9 protein-coding genes and 3 rRNA genes are annotated in these 15683 nt (G+C 60.0%); 2 read left to right on the top strand and 10 right to left on the bottom strand.

Translation table 11 applies throughout. The features are described 5' to 3' along the window. Positions 1-49 precede the first annotated feature (49 nt). Positions 50-715, top strand: coding sequence for a class I SAM-dependent methyltransferase (locus PALO_RS04105; protein ID WP_023033460.1), 666 nt, complete (start codon positions 50-52; stop codon positions 713-715). A gap of 324 nt (positions 716-1039) precedes the next feature. Here PALO_RS04105 and rrf read toward each other — a convergent pair. The 6 genes from rrf to PALO_RS04075 all read right to left on the bottom strand — a co-directional run bounded on the left by rrf (position 1040) and on the right by PALO_RS04075 (position 9370). Beyond that, positions 1040-1156: ribosomal RNA gene (gene rrf / locus PALO_RS04100) — 5S ribosomal RNA — on the bottom strand. A gap of 111 nt (positions 1157-1267) precedes the next feature. Continuing rightward, positions 1268-4352 (bottom strand): 23S ribosomal RNA (locus PALO_RS04095). Positions 4353-4622: 270 nt separating this feature from the next. Continuing rightward, positions 4623-6145: ribosomal RNA gene (locus PALO_RS04090) — 16S ribosomal RNA — on the bottom strand. Together the 16S, 23S and 5S rRNA genes form the textbook arrangement of a ribosomal RNA operon. 686 nt (positions 6146-6831) lie before the next feature. Next, positions 6832-8088 (bottom strand): tyrosine--tRNA ligase, encoded by a 1257-nt coding sequence (gene tyrS, locus PALO_RS04085; protein WP_015582524.1) that lies wholly within the window; start codon positions 8086-8088, stop codon positions 6832-6834. 79 nt (positions 8089-8167) lie between these two features. Next, positions 8168-8707, bottom strand: coding sequence for an arginine repressor (locus PALO_RS04080; RefSeq protein WP_015582523.1), 540 nt, complete (start codon positions 8705-8707; stop codon positions 8168-8170). Positions 8708-8803: 96 nt separating this feature from the next. Beyond that, the gene (locus PALO_RS04075; RefSeq protein WP_004808513.1) at positions 8804-9370 is read right to left on the bottom strand and encodes a TetR family transcriptional regulator; all 567 of its coding nucleotides are present in this window, start codon (positions 9368-9370) and stop codon (positions 8804-8806) included. A gap of 60 nt (positions 9371-9430) precedes the next feature. Here PALO_RS04075 and bioB point away from each other — a divergent pair, with 60 nt between their 5' ends. Further along, on the top strand, positions 9431-10597 hold the full coding sequence (gene bioB / locus PALO_RS04070) for a biotin synthase BioB (protein WP_004808515.1): 1167 nt from the start codon (positions 9431-9433) through the stop codon (positions 10595-10597). Positions 10598-10685: 88 nt separating this feature from the next. Here the strand turns inward: bioB and pheT are convergent, their stop codons facing one another. From pheT to rplT, 4 genes are all read right to left on the bottom strand, one after another. Next, entirely contained in the window at positions 10686-13205 is a 2520-nt protein-coding gene (pheT, locus tag PALO_RS04065; RefSeq protein ID WP_004808516.1) for a phenylalanine--tRNA ligase subunit beta, read from the bottom strand. After that, on the bottom strand, positions 13202-14311 hold the full coding sequence (gene pheS / locus PALO_RS04060) for a phenylalanine--tRNA ligase subunit alpha (protein WP_023033462.1): 1110 nt from the start codon (positions 14309-14311) through the stop codon (positions 13202-13204). Before pheS ends, pheT begins: the two co-directional genes overlap by 4 nt. 153 nt (positions 14312-14464) lie before the next feature. Beyond that, entirely contained in the window at positions 14465-15286 is an 822-nt protein-coding gene (locus PALO_RS04055; protein ID WP_004808520.1) for a TrmH family RNA methyltransferase, read from the bottom strand. Position 15287: 1 nt separating this feature from the next. Then, a complete protein-coding gene (gene rplT, locus PALO_RS04050) occupies positions 15288-15659 on the bottom strand; it encodes a 50S ribosomal protein L20 (protein ID WP_004808521.1) in 372 nt (123 codons plus the stop codon). Positions 15660-15683 lie beyond the last annotated feature (24 nt).

Below are 15683 nucleotides of genomic sequence, written 5' to 3'. Positions count from 1 at the left end.
TCTCACCGTGATGCCACAGGTGGATGCTGCCCCTCTAGGATCGATTGACGTGAACCAATTCGACACACACGCCCGGGATTGGGAGATCGACCCCCACAGGCAGAAACAGGCAAAGCGAGTCGCTCGTGCGATCGTCGAGACGATGTGCCCAGGTGGGCAACAGCCAAGCCCCGACCTTGACGTCCTTGAGATCGGAGCGGGAACCGGCCAGCTCGCCACTGAGATCGCTGCATTGGCAACTCCTGCTACCTGGACCTTTACCTTGACCGACACCAGTGAGGGCATGCGCAAGGTAGCGGCGAAGCGAACATCCGACCGGGGATGGAGAGTTCTCGATCGTGACTATTCAGATCCCACAACTAGCCTCGACGACGGCAGGTACGACCTCGTCATTGCTCACATGGTTCTCCACCACGTCGAGGACGTGTCGATGTTGTTTGGATCTGTACACACCATGCTGAAACCTGACGGATCCTTCATCGCCATCGACCTCACTGAAAAGGAAGGACGTACCTTCCACGTCCACCACTCACCGGCGCGCGACGCCGACGATCCTCGTCATTACCACGACGGATTCACCGAGACCACGATGAGGGGGTTGTGTATGAAGGCTGGGTTCAGCCAGATGACATGGTCGGTTCCCTTGACTATCAAGCGAGAACGGGAGGGACGACTTGTGGAGTTCCCGCTCTTTCTTGCCAGAGCGCAGCGCTGAGCGAAAGCGCCAATAACAGTCCATCTGACTAAGCGGGCGCATGATTTATCCACGTCATTGTTTTCATGTCGCGATACCGCCCGTGACCTCGGACCCAGAATAACCATATAGTGAGGCCAAGAATGGGAGGGATGATATCGGCACCCATTCAAGTACTCGTTGGTATAAGTTCATGTTTTCGTTGGTGTGGGTGGTTGTGGGTAGACGGCACGGGGCCGGGGGGTTGATTGGTGTCACCCCCGCCGGCTGTCGGGTGTGCGGGTGTAAAAAAGCGTGTGGAGACAAGGATCAACCTCGTCTCCACACGCACACACAAAAATATAATTCCGGCAGCGTCCTACTCTCCCACACGATCCCTCGTGCAGTACCATCGGCGCTGGAAGGCTTAACTACCGGGTTCGGTATGGGACCGGGTGTTTCCCTTCCGCTATGGCCACCGGAAAATATGGGGGGCCTGTGAAGGCCTGTATGTTGTGCTCCTCGGGTGGGGGTTGGGAGCCATATAGTGGATGCGAGTCAATACGAAAACGCTTTTGTGTACGCGTGCGAATGTTGTGTAAGTCCTCGGTCTATTAGTACCAGTCAGCTCCACACCTTACGATGCGTCCACGCCTGGCCTATCAACCCGGTCGTCTACCGGAGACCTTACCAGATTCATCTGCAGGAACCCTCATCTTGAAGCGTGCTTCCCGCTTAGATGCTTTCAGCGGTTATCACAACCCGACGTAGCCAACCAGCCATGCCCTTGGCAGAACAACTGGCACACCAGAGGTCAGTCCGTCCCGGTCCTCTCGTACTAAGGACAGCCCTTCTCAAGATTCCTCCGCGCGCAGCGGATAGGGACCGAACTGTCTCACGACGTTCTGAACCCAGCTCGCGTGCCGCTTTAATGGGCGAACAGCCCAACCCTTGGGACCGACTCCAGCCCCAGGATGCGACGAGCCGACATCGAGGTGCCAAACCATGCCGTCGCTATGAGCGCTCGGGCAAGATCAGCCTGTTATCCCCGGGGTACCTTTTATCCGTTGAGTGACGGCGCGTCCACAAGCCACCGTCAGATCACTAGTCCCGACTTTCGTCCCTGCTCGACCTGTCAGTCTCACAGTCAAGCCCCCTTGTGCACTTACACTCAACACCTGATTACCAACCAGGATGAGGGAACCTTTGGGCGCCTCCGTTACCTTTTAGGAGGCGACCGCCCCAGTCAAACTACCCATCAGGCACTGTCCCTGAACCGGATCACGGCCCAAAGTTAGATAACCAGAACGACCAGAGTGGTATTTCAACAATGACTCCACAACCACTAGCGTGGCCACTTCACAGTCTCCCACCTATCCTACACAAGTCGTCCCAATCACCAATACCAAACTATAGTAAAGGTCCCGGGGTCTTTCCGTCCTGCTGCGCGTAACGAGCATCTTTACTCGTACTGCAATTTCACCGAGTTCATGGTGGAGACAGTAGGGAAATCGTTACTCCATTCGTGCAGGTCGGAACTTACCCGACAAGGAATTTCGCTACCTTAGGATGGTTATAGTTACCACCGCCGTTTACTGGGGCTTAAGTTCACCGCTTCGCCAACGCTAACAGTTCCCCTTAACCTTCCAGCACCGGGCAGGAGTCAGTCCGTATACATCGTCTTACGACTTCGCACGGACCTGTGTTTTTGGTAAACAGTCGTTTCCCCCTGGTCTCTGCGCCCCTCACTGCTACCAGCCGTACAGGCCTTGACAGTTCAGGTCCCCCTTATCCCGAAGTTACGGGGGCATTTTGCCGAGTTCCTTCACCATGATGATCTCGATCGCCTCGGTATACTCTACCTATCCACCAGTGTCGGTTTAGGGTACGGGCGGACCAGCCACCTCGCTCACGAAGATTTTCTCGACAGTACAGGATCACTCACTCACCCACACACGTGGGCTCGCCATCATGCCTCAACCATATGCCCAGCGGATTTACCTACCAGACGGTCCACACATTTAGCCCCGGACAACCATCGCCGGGGATGAGCTACCTCCCTGCGTCCCTCCGCAGCTTGCCTACTACATGATCGGTTCACACACTCACCACACCACCACAACATCAAAGACATCACAATGGCAGGCTCGCACGCTTAGCATCACACACCTCGACACGGACGGTGACAAGCCGGTACCAGAATATCAACTGGTTATCCATCGACTACGCCTGTCGGCCTCGCCTTAGGCCCCGACTCACCCAGGGCAGATTAACTTGACCCTGGAACCCTTGGATAATCGGCGGACGGGTTTTTCACCCGTCATTCGCTACTCATGCCTGCATTCTCACTCCCGCACAATCCACCACACGGTCACCCGGCAGCTTCACCTCACACAGGACGCTCCCCTACCCAAACCCGCAAAACGGGTTTGCCACAGCTTCGGCGGATAACTTAAGCCCCGCTACATTGTCGGCGCGGAATCACTTGACCAGTGAGCTATTACGCACTCTTTCAAGGATGGCTGCTTCCAAGCCAACCTCCTGGCTGTCTGCGCAACTCCACATCCTTTTCCACTGAGCTACCACTTAGGGGCCTTAGCTGATGATCTGGGCTGTTTCCCTCTCGACGACGAAGCTTATCCCCCGCCGTCTCACTGCCACGCTCCACTTGCCGGCATTCGGAGTTTGGCTGATTTCGGTAAGCTGATAGGCCCCCTAGACCATCCAGTGCTCTACCTCCGACAAGAACCACGCAACGCTGCACCTAAATGCATTTCGGGGAGAACCAGCTATCACGGTGTTTGATTGGCCTTTCACCCCTATCCACAGCTCATCCCCTCCATTTTCAACTGAAGTGGGTTCGGACCTCCACGACGTCTTACCGACGCTTCATCCTGGCCATGGATAGATCACACCGCTTCGGGTCTAGAACACGCGACTCACGCCCTTATCAGACTCGCTTTCGCTACGACTCCCCCACACAGGTTAACCTCGCCACGCATCACTAACTCGCAGGCTCATTCTTCAAAAGGCACGCCATCACCCCACAAGGCTCTGACGGCTTGTATGCGACCGGTTTCAGGTACTATTTCACTCCCCTCCCGGGGTACTTTTCACCATTCCCTCACGGTACTAATCCACTATCGGTCACCAAGGAGTATTTAGGCTTGACGGGTGGTCCCGCCAGATTCACGCGAAATTCCACGAGTTCCACGCTACTTGGGGCAACCCTCACCAGTGCCACGCTTACAGTTACGGGACTCTCACCCACTCCGGTACGCCTTCCCAGACGCTTCACCTTCACGCAACATTTATCACTGGCCAATCCTGCGGCAGCAGAACCAAAAGGCCCCCACAACCCCGCACATGCAACACCTGCCGGCTTGAACACACACACGGTTTAGCCTCATCCACTTTCGCTCGCCACTACTCACGGAATCACGGTTGTTTTCTCTTCCTACGGGTACTAAGATGTTTCACTTCCCCGCGTTACCTCCCACACCCCTATACATTCAGGGCAGGGTCACCGGACACTACTCCGGACATTCCAGGTTTCCCCATTCGGACACCCCCGGATCACAGCTCGTTTACCAACTCCCCAGGGCTTATCGCAGGTTACAACGTCCTTCATCGGCTCTTGGTGCCAAGGCATCCACCGATCGCACTTAACAACTTGCACAACGCACAAGACACAAAAAATTAAGATGCTCGCATCCACTATACAGTTCTCAACCACCACACGAATCAACACACCACCGTCCACAACAGACAGATGACGCATCACCGCACCAGGCCACCACACACAGTGTGATACCCCAGAACCCCAACAGCATGCCCCCAACCCCATCACAACAACAGGACGCCAATGTTCCACAAGAAGCACGACACCATTACCATCACCCCACACGGGACGACTCGAACAATGCCACAACCAAAACTTGCTCCTTAGAAAGGAGGTGATCCAGCCGCACCTTCCGGTACGGCTACCTTGTTACGACTTAGTCCTAATTACCAGTCCCACCTTCGACGGCTCCCCCACACAGGTTAGGCCACCGGCTTCGGGTGTTACCGACTTTCATGACTTGACGGGCGGTGTGTACAAGCCCCGGGAACGTATTCACCGCAGCGTTGCTGATCTGCGATTACTAGCGACTCCGACTTCATGGGGTCGAGTTGCAGACCCCAATCCGAACTGAGACCGGCTTTCCGAGATTCGCTCACCCTCACAGGCTCGCAACTCTTTGTACCGGCCATTGTAGCATGCGTGAAGCCCTGGACATAAGGGGCATGATGACTTGACGTCATCCCCACCTTCCTCCGAGTTGACCCCGGCGGTCTCCACTGAGTCCCCACCATAACGTGCTGGCAACAGTGAACGAGGGTTGCGCTCGTTGCGGGACTTAACCCAACATCTCACGACACGAGCTGACGACAGCCATGCACCACCTGTGAACCAGCCCCACAAGGAGGCATACCCATCTCTGAGCACTCCCAGTCCATGTCAAACCCAGGTAAGGTTCTTCGCGTTGCATCGAATTAATCCGCATGCTCCGCCGCTTGTGCGGGGCCCCGTCAATTCCTTTGAGTTTTAGCCTTGCGGCCGTACTCCCCAGGCGGGGTACTTAATGCGTTAGCTACGGCACGGAATCCGTGGAATGGACCCCACACCTAGTACCCACCGTTTACAGCGTGGACTACCAGGGTATCTAAGCCTGTTCGCTCCCCACGCTTTCGCTCCTCAGCGTCAGGAAAGGTCCAGAGAACCGCCTTCGCCACTGGTGTTCCTCCTGATATCTGCGCATTCCACCGCTCCACCAGGAATTCCATTCTCCCCTACCTTCCTCAAGTCAACCCGTATCGAAAGCACGCTCAGGGTTAAGCCCCAAGTTTTCACTTCCGACGCAATCAACCACCTACGAGCTCTTTACGCCCAATAAATCCGGACAACGCTCGCACCCTACGTATCACCGCGGCTGCTGGCACGTAGTTAGCCGGTGCTTCTTCTGCAGGTACCGTCACCACAAGCTTCGCCCCTGCTGAAAGCGGTTTACAACCCGAAGGCCGTCATCCCGCACGCGGCGTTGCTGCATCAGGCTTCCGCCCATTGTGCAATATTCCCCACTGCTGCCTCCCGTAGGAGTCTGGGCCGTATCTCAGTCCCAATGTGGCCGGTCGCCCTCTCAGGCCGGCTACCCGTCAAAGCCTTGGTAAGCCACTACCCCACCAACAAGCTGATAAGCCGCGAGTCCATCCAAAACCGCCGAAGCTTTCCAACCCCCACCATGCAGCAAGGATTCCTATCCGGTATTAGCCCCAGTTTCCTGAAGTTATCCCGAAGTCAAGGGCAGGTTACTCACGTGTTACTCACCCGTTCGCCACTCGAGTACCCCCAAAGGGGCCTTTCCGTTCGACTTGCATGTGTTAAGCACGCCGCCAGCGTTCGTCCTGAGCCAGGATCAAACTCTCCAATGAAAAAATATCACCCACCCACACACAACAATGCAGGCAAACGATGTCACAAGAGAATCCAAAACACTAACCCCAAACACTGACCAAAAAAATCAGTCCATGTCCAGAATCACAAAGGAATTCATAAACAAATCCGACACATCCATAAATGCATCAAAAATCATTGACTATCAAAGACACACTGTTGAGTTCTCAAGCATCACACGCAACCCGCAGTTCGCCTCCCGGCAACCCTTGGGGCACCCGACCAACCTTACCGAAGAAAACCCACCAAGTCAAACTCAGCCAGCCCACCCCGTCGAACCCGAAGGCCCTACCAGATCAGCCATCGCCTCACGGCGACTTTTGCTACTTTACCAATCCGAATTCATCAAATCAAATCGAAGAATTCATCTTGGCGCCAGAAGCTCGTCATTTCCGATATACCGAAAACAACTCACCCCGACCTAAACCACCTTGCAGCAGCTCGGCTGATTCTACCCACTGACCACACTGGCGTCAACCCGGACTTAGGCGGCTACTCACTGCAGGCACACCGTATCCATGGCACTTCAGATGATCATCAGAGAACCAGGCCATCCAGTCCGGGACCACTCACCGCGTCCCAACCCCGGAGGCATTAGAGAATAGTACATGCCCTAACCCCAGTAGGCAAACCCCCAAGGGCACCTCCCCAAAATCGCCAGGACTCACCGCAGAATGGCCCCAACAGTCCTCTTACCACGACGCACCAAAGCGACGCGACCACACAAGAAATCGTCATCCGTCAGACACTGGTCAGGATCAGTCACCTTAACATTATTGACGTAAGCACCACCCTCCATGATGGCTCGTTTGGCGGCCGACTTCGTATCGACGATCCCAGCCGCAACCATAGCGTCAACGATCGTCGGGTACTCCCCGCCCTCATGATGAGCTGCGCCGACCTCCTCGGCCAGAGAGACCACCGTCTTCTCGTCGAGGTCCCGCAACTCACCGCGTCCGAAAATGGCCTGAGCAGCAGCCTGCGCAGCCTTACGCTGCTCCACACCATGGACAAGATCAGTGAGGTCGTCGGCCAAGCAGTGCTGAGCAACACGACGCCACGGCTCCTCCTCGGTCTTGCGAGCCAACTCCTCGATCTCCTCACGCGAACGCGGACTGAAGATCTTGAGGTACTCGATGACCTTCGCGTCCTCTGCATTGAGGAAGAACTGGTGAAAGGCGTAGGCGCTCGTCAATTCCGGATCGACCCAGACCGTTCCGGACTCGGTCTTGCCGTACTTGGTGCCATCAGCCTTGGTCAACAGCGGGGTCACCAGACCGTGCACGACGTGACCGGTCGTCCTGCGGATGAATTCTGCACCCGCTGTGATGTTCCCCCATTGATCCTGAGCACCGGTCTGCAAGGTGCAGCCGTAGCGCCTGTGCAGCTCGTAGAAGTCGAGCGCCTGCAGCAGGACATAGCTGAACTCGGTGTACGAGATGCCGCTCTCGAGACGTCGGGCCACGACGTCGCGGGCAAGCATCCGGTTGACAGAAAAGTACTTACCGACGTCACGCAGGAGATCCAGAGCCGAGTACTCGACCATCCAGTCGTAGTTGTTGACGATCCGAGCAGCATTAGGCCCCTCGGTGTCGACGTACTTGCTCACCTGCGCCTTGATGGATTCAACCCACTCAGCGACCACCGCGCGATCATTCATCTGCCGCTCGCCGGTCATCTTCGGATCGCCGATGAGGCCGGTCGCCCCACCGACGAGGAGCAACGGCTTGTGTCCGCGTTCCTGCAGCGCTCGTACCAGCATCAACTGGACGAGGTGACCAATGTGAAGACTCTTCGCGGTCGGGTCGAAGCCCACATAGAAGGTGACGGGCCCTTGGGCGAGGTGAGCCTCCAATGCCTCACGGTCGGTGGAATCGGCAACAAGCCCTCTCCACTCCAGGTCGTCCAACAGATCCGACACGTCAACTTCCTCTCGTCAAGACCCCACGTGGGGTCGATTCAGCGTCAGTCTACCGACAGAGCCATCCTCCACAGTTCGCTCAGGCACGCACCGGGCGCGAGAGGATCTCAGCAGGCACACCCGTGACGGCCATCTGGGAGAAGGCGTCCGCCAACTCTCCGGCGTCAACTCCCATGGCGCACATCAAGGCAATGGTGTCGTCCCCCGCGATCGTCCCCAGGATGATGTCCAGGCCCGCCTTGTCGATGGCAGATCCGTAGTACTGAGCAGCACCTGGTGGGGTCTTGAGCACCACGAGGTACTCGTTGTTTCGTACCCCGGTGCACAGCTCCTTGGTCATTCGTGCCAGCTTGATCCACGCCAGCGAGCCCGTGGTCACATCCGAGGGGTGCTCTCCCTCGGGAATTGAATAACACGGGTTTCCGACATGATCACGCCCCCGGATGGCTCCGATCTCGACGAGGTCACGGGAGAGGGTACCTTGAGAGGCGACGAAACCTTCCGAGGCCAGGATCTCGCCCAACTCAGCTTGGGATGAAATCCTTCCCTCCTGAATCAGGGCGCGGATGCGGGCATGCCGCGCTGCGCGTGAGGTCGGTGCCAAGTGCCCCTCGCTCATGGAACCTCCTTGATCACGCACCATTGAACCGTCTGCTAAATTTTCGAAAGACCACATAAGTATGCATCAATACAGCGGCCCGAGTCCAACCACGACTCAGAAGACGCTCTCCATACCCGCAATGAAGATTCCCAACGCAAGGTCGAAATCCGCCTCTTGTCGGGCGAGATCGACCTCCCCCATGACGCCCAGATCATGCAACTGGGTACGCGTCTGCTCCTCCATGGTGTGGCCAAGGACGAGATGGGCGATGGCACGCGAAACTCCCCCGGCTCTATCGGCATCAACGCCATGAACTGCCAGGAATTCCCGCACCGTCACGATGGGATCAACTTCTCCCAGCCCCACCGAGATCGTCGAGGCAACCAGTTCCGCTCCGTCACGGTGGGCGAGCAGAGTCCTTCGGAAACACCGGGCCCACTCGTCAATACCTGCAGCGAGGTCAGCCTCTGCAACCGGTACGGACGTCGGTCCTCCGTCCACTGCCAAGATCTCGTCGCTCACTGCCGCCAACAGACTCTGCTTGTTGGCAACATGCCAGTACAGAGCGCCAGCCTTGACGCCGAGGTGTTCAGCGAGGCGACGCATGGAGAGGTCGCCAAGCCCATAGGTGTCGAGGATCTCAACCCCTGCCCGGACAACGTCCGCCTTGGTCAGGCTCACGGTGACTCCTCGAACTCGATGACACTTTTTGTCGGGGGTGGCCCACGTCGACCGAACCTCATGGACTACATTGAACCCCGTTCAATCCTGAACGGTGTTCAGGACGTCTCCAGTCTCGGAAGGACCAGAGCATTGCTGAATCTAGCCGACATGACCGAGCGCGGCCTGAGAGGGGAGTCGATCACCCGCGAGGAGGCTCTCGAGATCCTTCGCAGCAGTGATGAAGAACTCATGTCGATTATCGCCGCTGCCGGAAAGATTCGTCGCCACTTCTTCGACAACCGGGTGCGCCTCAATTACCTGGTCAACCTCAAGTCGGGCCTGTGCCCCGAGGACTGCTCATACTGCTCGCAGCGCCTGGGGTCTCGTGCCGAGATCATGAAGTACTCCTGGGCCGACCCCGAGAAGGTGCACGAGGCCGTCGAAGCTGGTATCGCCGGCGGGGCCCGTCGCGTCTGCATGGTGGCCTCCGGACATGGCCCCTCCACGCGAGACGTTGAGCGCGTCAACGGCATGGTGCGCTCCCTCAAGGCAGACCATCCCGACGTCGAGGTCTGCGTCTGTCTGGGCTTCGTGGACGACGAGAAGGCCGCCTCCATCAAGGAGGCCGGTGCCGACGCCTACAACCACAACGCAAACACCGCTCGCTCCCACTACGACGAGATCTGCACTACCCACTCCTACGAGGACCGCATGGACACCGTCGAGGTCCTCAAGCGCAATGGTCTCTCCCCCTGCTCTGGCGTCATCGCTGGCATGGGCGAGACCGACGATGAATTCGTCGACGTCATCTTCGACCTGCGTGAACACGGAGTCGACTCGGTGCCCGTGAACTTCTTGCTCCCCTTCGAGGGGACACCACTGGCCGGCGGCGCTCAGCACATCACCCCGCAGTGGTGCCTCAAGCGTCTCGCCATGGTCCGCTTCGTCCATCCGGATGCCGAGGTGCGAGCTGCCGCCGGACGCGAGCAGCACATCCGTACCATGCAGCCACTGGCCCTCGAGGTCGTCAACTCCATCTTCCTGGGCGACTACCTCACCAGTGAGGGCGCTGCCGGCGCTGCCGACCTGCAGATGATTCAGGATGGCGGCTTCGTCCCTGAGGGAGCCGACGGACAGCCCATGGTCCACACCACCGTCGATTCGTACCAGTCGGCTGACCTGCCCATCAACGCGGTTCCGATCCGTCACCGCGGCGTTGGCAGTGAGGTTCCGGCAAACGCCTGAGCCACACCCATCCAGATCTCAGCACCCGCCTGAACACAGCATGAGGGGCCGACATGATGTCGGCCCCTCATGGCATGTACCAGTGGTATCAGGACCTCAGCCGAGCTCCACACGCCTCCTCGGCGCGGGATACCGCAGCGTCGCGAGCCTCGGCGGCCTCGGCGTCGGTGAGAGTCCGGTCACCAGCGCGCAGACGAAGGTTGAAGGCGAGCGACTTGTGCCCTTCACCAACCTGCTCCCCCTCGTAGACGTCGAACAGCTCGACGGACTCCAGCAGTGATCCAGCCCCCTCGATGAGAGCCTGACGGACATCCTCGCTGGCGACGGACTCGTCGACAACGAGAGCAACGTCCTCCTTGGCCACCGGGAAACTCGAGATGGCCTTGACCTGGCCACCATGGGGAGCAGCAGCGACCAAGGCGTCAAGGTTGAACTCAACAGCGCAGGACCGCTGCGGTAGGCCGGCATTCGACACCACGGTCGGGTGCAACTCACCGGCGTGACCAATGACCTTGCCGTTCACGATGAGGGCAGCGCAACGGCCCGGATGCCAGGGGGCCTGACGGTCAGCCTTGCGCTCCAGGGGGACGCCGACGGCGTCAGCGGCCTCCTGAGCCACCAGCACCGCATGACGCCAATCCGCCTTGACAGGCTCGCCGTCCCAGCGATCCGGCAACCAGTTGCCACAGATCACCGCGGCCAACATACGCGGCTGAGCCGGCAGGGCTGCGTCGATCTCAGCAAGGACCTCGTCGGAGGGACGCTCATCGACACCAGGACGGGGCGCCCTAGCCGGGGTCACGGCGCGGAAGACCGCACCGCTCTCGAAGACCGCGAGATCTTCCTGGGACCGCGACATGTTCGTCGCCACGGCGTGGAAGAGTCCCGGCAACAGGCTGGTGCGCAAGTAGGGGTGGGTGTCGTCAAGAGGATTGGCGAGCTTGACCGTGGCGTGACGCGGGTCATCGACGCCGACCCCGAGGGTCTGGAGATCCTTGTCACCGATGAAGGGCAAGGTGACGAGCTCGACGAATCCGGCATCGACAACCGAACGCAACACACGACGACGACTCTGCTGGGCCTTCGTCAGACCTGCGGCTCCCTGGGCGGGCGGAAGAACCGGCTCGATACGGTCGAAGCCGATCTTGCGGGCGATCTCCTCGACGTAGTCATACGCATCAACCAGGTCCGGGCGCCATGTCGGCGGGACGAGGCTGAGGGAATCGCCCAGAGCAGTCACCTTGACACCCGAACGGGTCAGGATCTCGATGACCTCCTCGGTGGACACCTTGGTGCCGAGGATACGGCCCGGCAGCTCGGCGCTGATGGTCTGGCGGGGCATCTCGGAGAGCTCACCGACGACAGTCAGCTCACCGACGGTGGCACCACCGTATTGAGCCAGCAACTCGCCGGCACGAACCGTAGCAGTGTGGGCACACACCGGATCGACTCCACGCTCGAAGCGGCGAGAGGCCTCCGAACCCAGTTTGTGACGTCGATACGCCCGAGCCACCGTCATGGGATCGAAGTGAGCCCCCTCGAGGATGATTGAGGTCGATTCCGAACTCATCTCGGTGGCGGCACCACCCATGACACCCGCCAGGCCAATGGCACCCGAGTCGTCCGCGATGACCAGGTCGTCGGGATCGAGGGTGCGCTCGGTGTCGTCGAGGGTGACCAGGTGCTCACCTTCGTGAGCCTTACGAACGACGATCGTCCCGCTCACCTTGTCGGCGTCGTAGGCGTGGAGGGGCTGGCCGGACTCCAGCATGACGTAGTTGGTGACATCGACGGCCAGGCTGATCGGACGCATTCCCGCCCGGGTGATGCGATCGGCGATGAAGCGTGGGGTTGGTGCGTGCGGATCCAGACCGGTCACCGGCAGGGCGACGAACTGGCTGCAGGCATCGGACTGGATGTCCACGCCAATCGGACCGTCAACCGGGCTGATCGGCTCCTCGCCGTAGGGATCCGGGAAGTGCACGGACATGGCATGGGCCACCTCGCGGGCAATACCGCGAACCGACATGCAGTAGCCGATGTCCGGAGTGACGTCGACGTCGAGGACCTCTTCAGGCACACCGAGAATCGGCAGGGCATCCTCGCCAGGAACCAGCTGGTGTCCCTCGACAGATGGCGGCAGAGTGATAATACCGGAGTGGTCGACACCGATGCCCAGCTCGTCGGCGGCGCAGAGCATGCCGTCAGACATGTGGCCGTAGGTCCTGCGGGCGCTGATGGCGAATCCGCCGGGAAGCACCGCTCCGGGCAGGGAGACGACCACCCAGGCGCCTTCGACGGCGTTGGGAGCACCACAGATGATGCCGCGTCCCTCGACGCCATCCTCAACGTTCTTGGGGTGTCCCTCGGCGTTGTACCGGGGACCGACGTCAACCCGGCACCAGTTGATGGTCTTGCCGTTCTTCTGCGGCTCGGGGATCGAGGACAGGATGTGACCGATGACGATCGGGCCGGTCAACTCGCCACCGACGACCTCGACCTTCTCAACGGTCGCGGTGTGGTCGGTGAGGACCTGAGCCACCTGCTCGGTGGTGGTGCCGTCAGGCAGGTTGACCATGGCCTGCAGCCATGACATGGGGACCTTCATCGTGCTCCTCCCTTGAGTGAGCGGCTGAATCGGACATCACCCTCGACGAAGTCACGCAGGTCAGGGGCGTTGTTGCGGAACATCACCGTGCGGTCAATGCCCATTCCGAAGGCGAACCCGGAGTAGACACGGGTGTCGATTCCGCAGGCGATGAGCACGCGCGGGTTGACGATGCCGCAGCCGCCCCACTCGATCCATCCCTCGGAGCGGCACGTACGGCACGGACGGTCGGGATTGCCGACCGAGGCCCCGTGACAGACGAAGCACTCCAGGTCGACCTCGGCGCTAGGCTCGGTGAACGGGAAGTAGTGCGGACGGAACCTGGTACGCACGTCACCGAACATCGCGCGGGCGAAGGCGTCGACGGTGCCCTTGAGATGACCCATCGTGATGCCCTTGTCCACGCACAGCCCCTCGACCTGATGGAAGACCGGCAGGTGGGTGGCGTCGTACTCATCGGCACGGAACACCTTGCCAGGGCTGATAATGCGCACCGGCGGCTGCTGTTTGAGCAGGGTGTGAATCTGCACCGGGCTGGTGGCGGTGCGCATGCACTTGCCATCGCTGACCGGATCGAGCCACAGGGTGTCCTGCAGGGCGCGGGCGGGATGGTCGGTGCCCAGGTTCAATGCGTCGAAGTTGAACCACTCGGACTCGGCCTCCGGGCCCTCCGCGATCTCCCAGCCCATGGCGGAGAAGACGTCGCAGACGTCGTCGATGAGGGCTGTGATCGGGTGCGGAGCGCCTTGAGGTGAGGTGACGACCGGCAAGGTGACGTCGATCGTCTCGGCGGCGAACCGAGCCTCCAGCTCTGCCTCGGCAAGCTCTTCCTGACGAGCCTTGAGAGCCTGGTTGACGCGGCCACGCGCCTGACCGATCCGCTTTCCGGCGTCCTTGCGGGCAGCCGGAGGCAGAGCTCCAATCTCGCGGTTGGCCAGGGCCAGCGGAGACTTGTCACCGGTGTGGGCGATGCGCACCTGCTTGAGCTCGGCAGTGGTGGACGCCTCGGCGATCGCGTCCAGGGCCTCGGCTACCCGGGCGTCGACCTGGTTGGCGTCCAGGGTGCTCACCTGGACCGGGTCATAATTCATGTTGGGGCCACTCATGGGCCTTCCCCCTGATGGGTTGACGTTGGAAAAGCGCCCGTCTCCGGGGCGCGAGTGTGCGACTGGCGTCGATCACCACAAGTCTAGTGGTGTCGACGCCGTCAATGGTTGGTGGTCGCCCGGCAATACTGAATCATGGCCGCTTCGCGGTAATCAGGCGCGCTGCTCGCTGGCCGTGGCATACAACACCACGGCGGCGGCGGTGGAGAGATTGAGGGACTCAGCAGATCCCCACATCGGAACCCCGACAACCTCGTCAGCCAAGGCTCGGTCTGTCTCCGGAAGTCCCCACGCCTCGTTACCCATCAGCCACGCGATGGGCGCCTTGAGACGTCCGGACCGGGCGACGGCGTCGAGGCCGTGACCTCCCCCGTCCGCGGCAAGCACCGTCATGTGGTGCCTGTGAGCCCACTCCACCGCATCGGCGAGGTCGACTCCGACGAGGACGGGCAGGTGGAAGATTGATCCCACCGAGGACCGAACCGTCTTGGGGTTGTGCGGGTCCACCGACCCGCGGGTCAGGATCACGCAATCGGCACCAAAGGCATCGGCGCAGCGAATGACCGTTCCGGCGTTACCAGGGTCACGGACTTGGGCGCAGATGACGGCCAGGCGTACGTCCTTGTCAGGCAACTCGTGGCGGGTGACCTGTCGGCAGACGGCGAAGACTCCCTGACTGGTGACAGTGTCGGACAAGGCACTGACGTCCTCGTCAGTCAGTAGCACCACCCTGATCCCACGACGTTCTGCGGCTCCGACGTGCTCGGCATCACGCACCGGATCCGAAGTGGCCAGCAGATTCACCTTGCCAGGCCACGCCAGTGCCTCGCGCACCGCCTGAGCACCCTCGACGAGGAAGAGCCCGGACTCCTCACGTCCGCGCCGCGACGAAAGACGACGGGCCGAACGCAGCGACCCCTTCGAGATGCGATCCCACCTCGAAAGGTCGTCGTTCGGCCCGTCATTCATACCCACGTCAGGCAGCAGCGTTCTGCTGCTGACTGGCCTTGGCGACCTCGACGAGGCTGTTGAAGGCGTCGATGTCGGAAACGGCCAGCTCGGCGAGCATCTTGCGGTCGACCTCGATGCCAGCGTTCTTCAGACCGTTGATGAAACGGTTGTAGGTCATGCCCTGGGCGCGGGAGGCAGCATTGATGCGCTGGATCCACAGCGAGCGGAAGTCGCCCTTCTTGGCGCGACGATCGCGGAACGAGTAGGTGGCCGAGTGGAGGGTCTGCTCCTTGGCCTTGCGGTACAGGCGGGAACGCTGTCCGCGGTAACCGGAGGCCTGGTCGAGGACCTCACGACGCTTCTTCTTGGCATTCACAGAACGCTTCACGCGTGCCATGGTGATTCTCCTTGGATCTCCCGG

Origin of the sequence: Cutibacterium avidum 44067 (assembly GCF_000367205.1) — a bacterium.
GTDB lineage: Bacteria > Actinomycetota > Actinomycetes > Propionibacteriales > Propionibacteriaceae > Cutibacterium > Cutibacterium avidum.
Note: the sequence above shows the minus strand (reverse complement) of the source record. Positions and strands in the feature narration are given on the sequence as shown.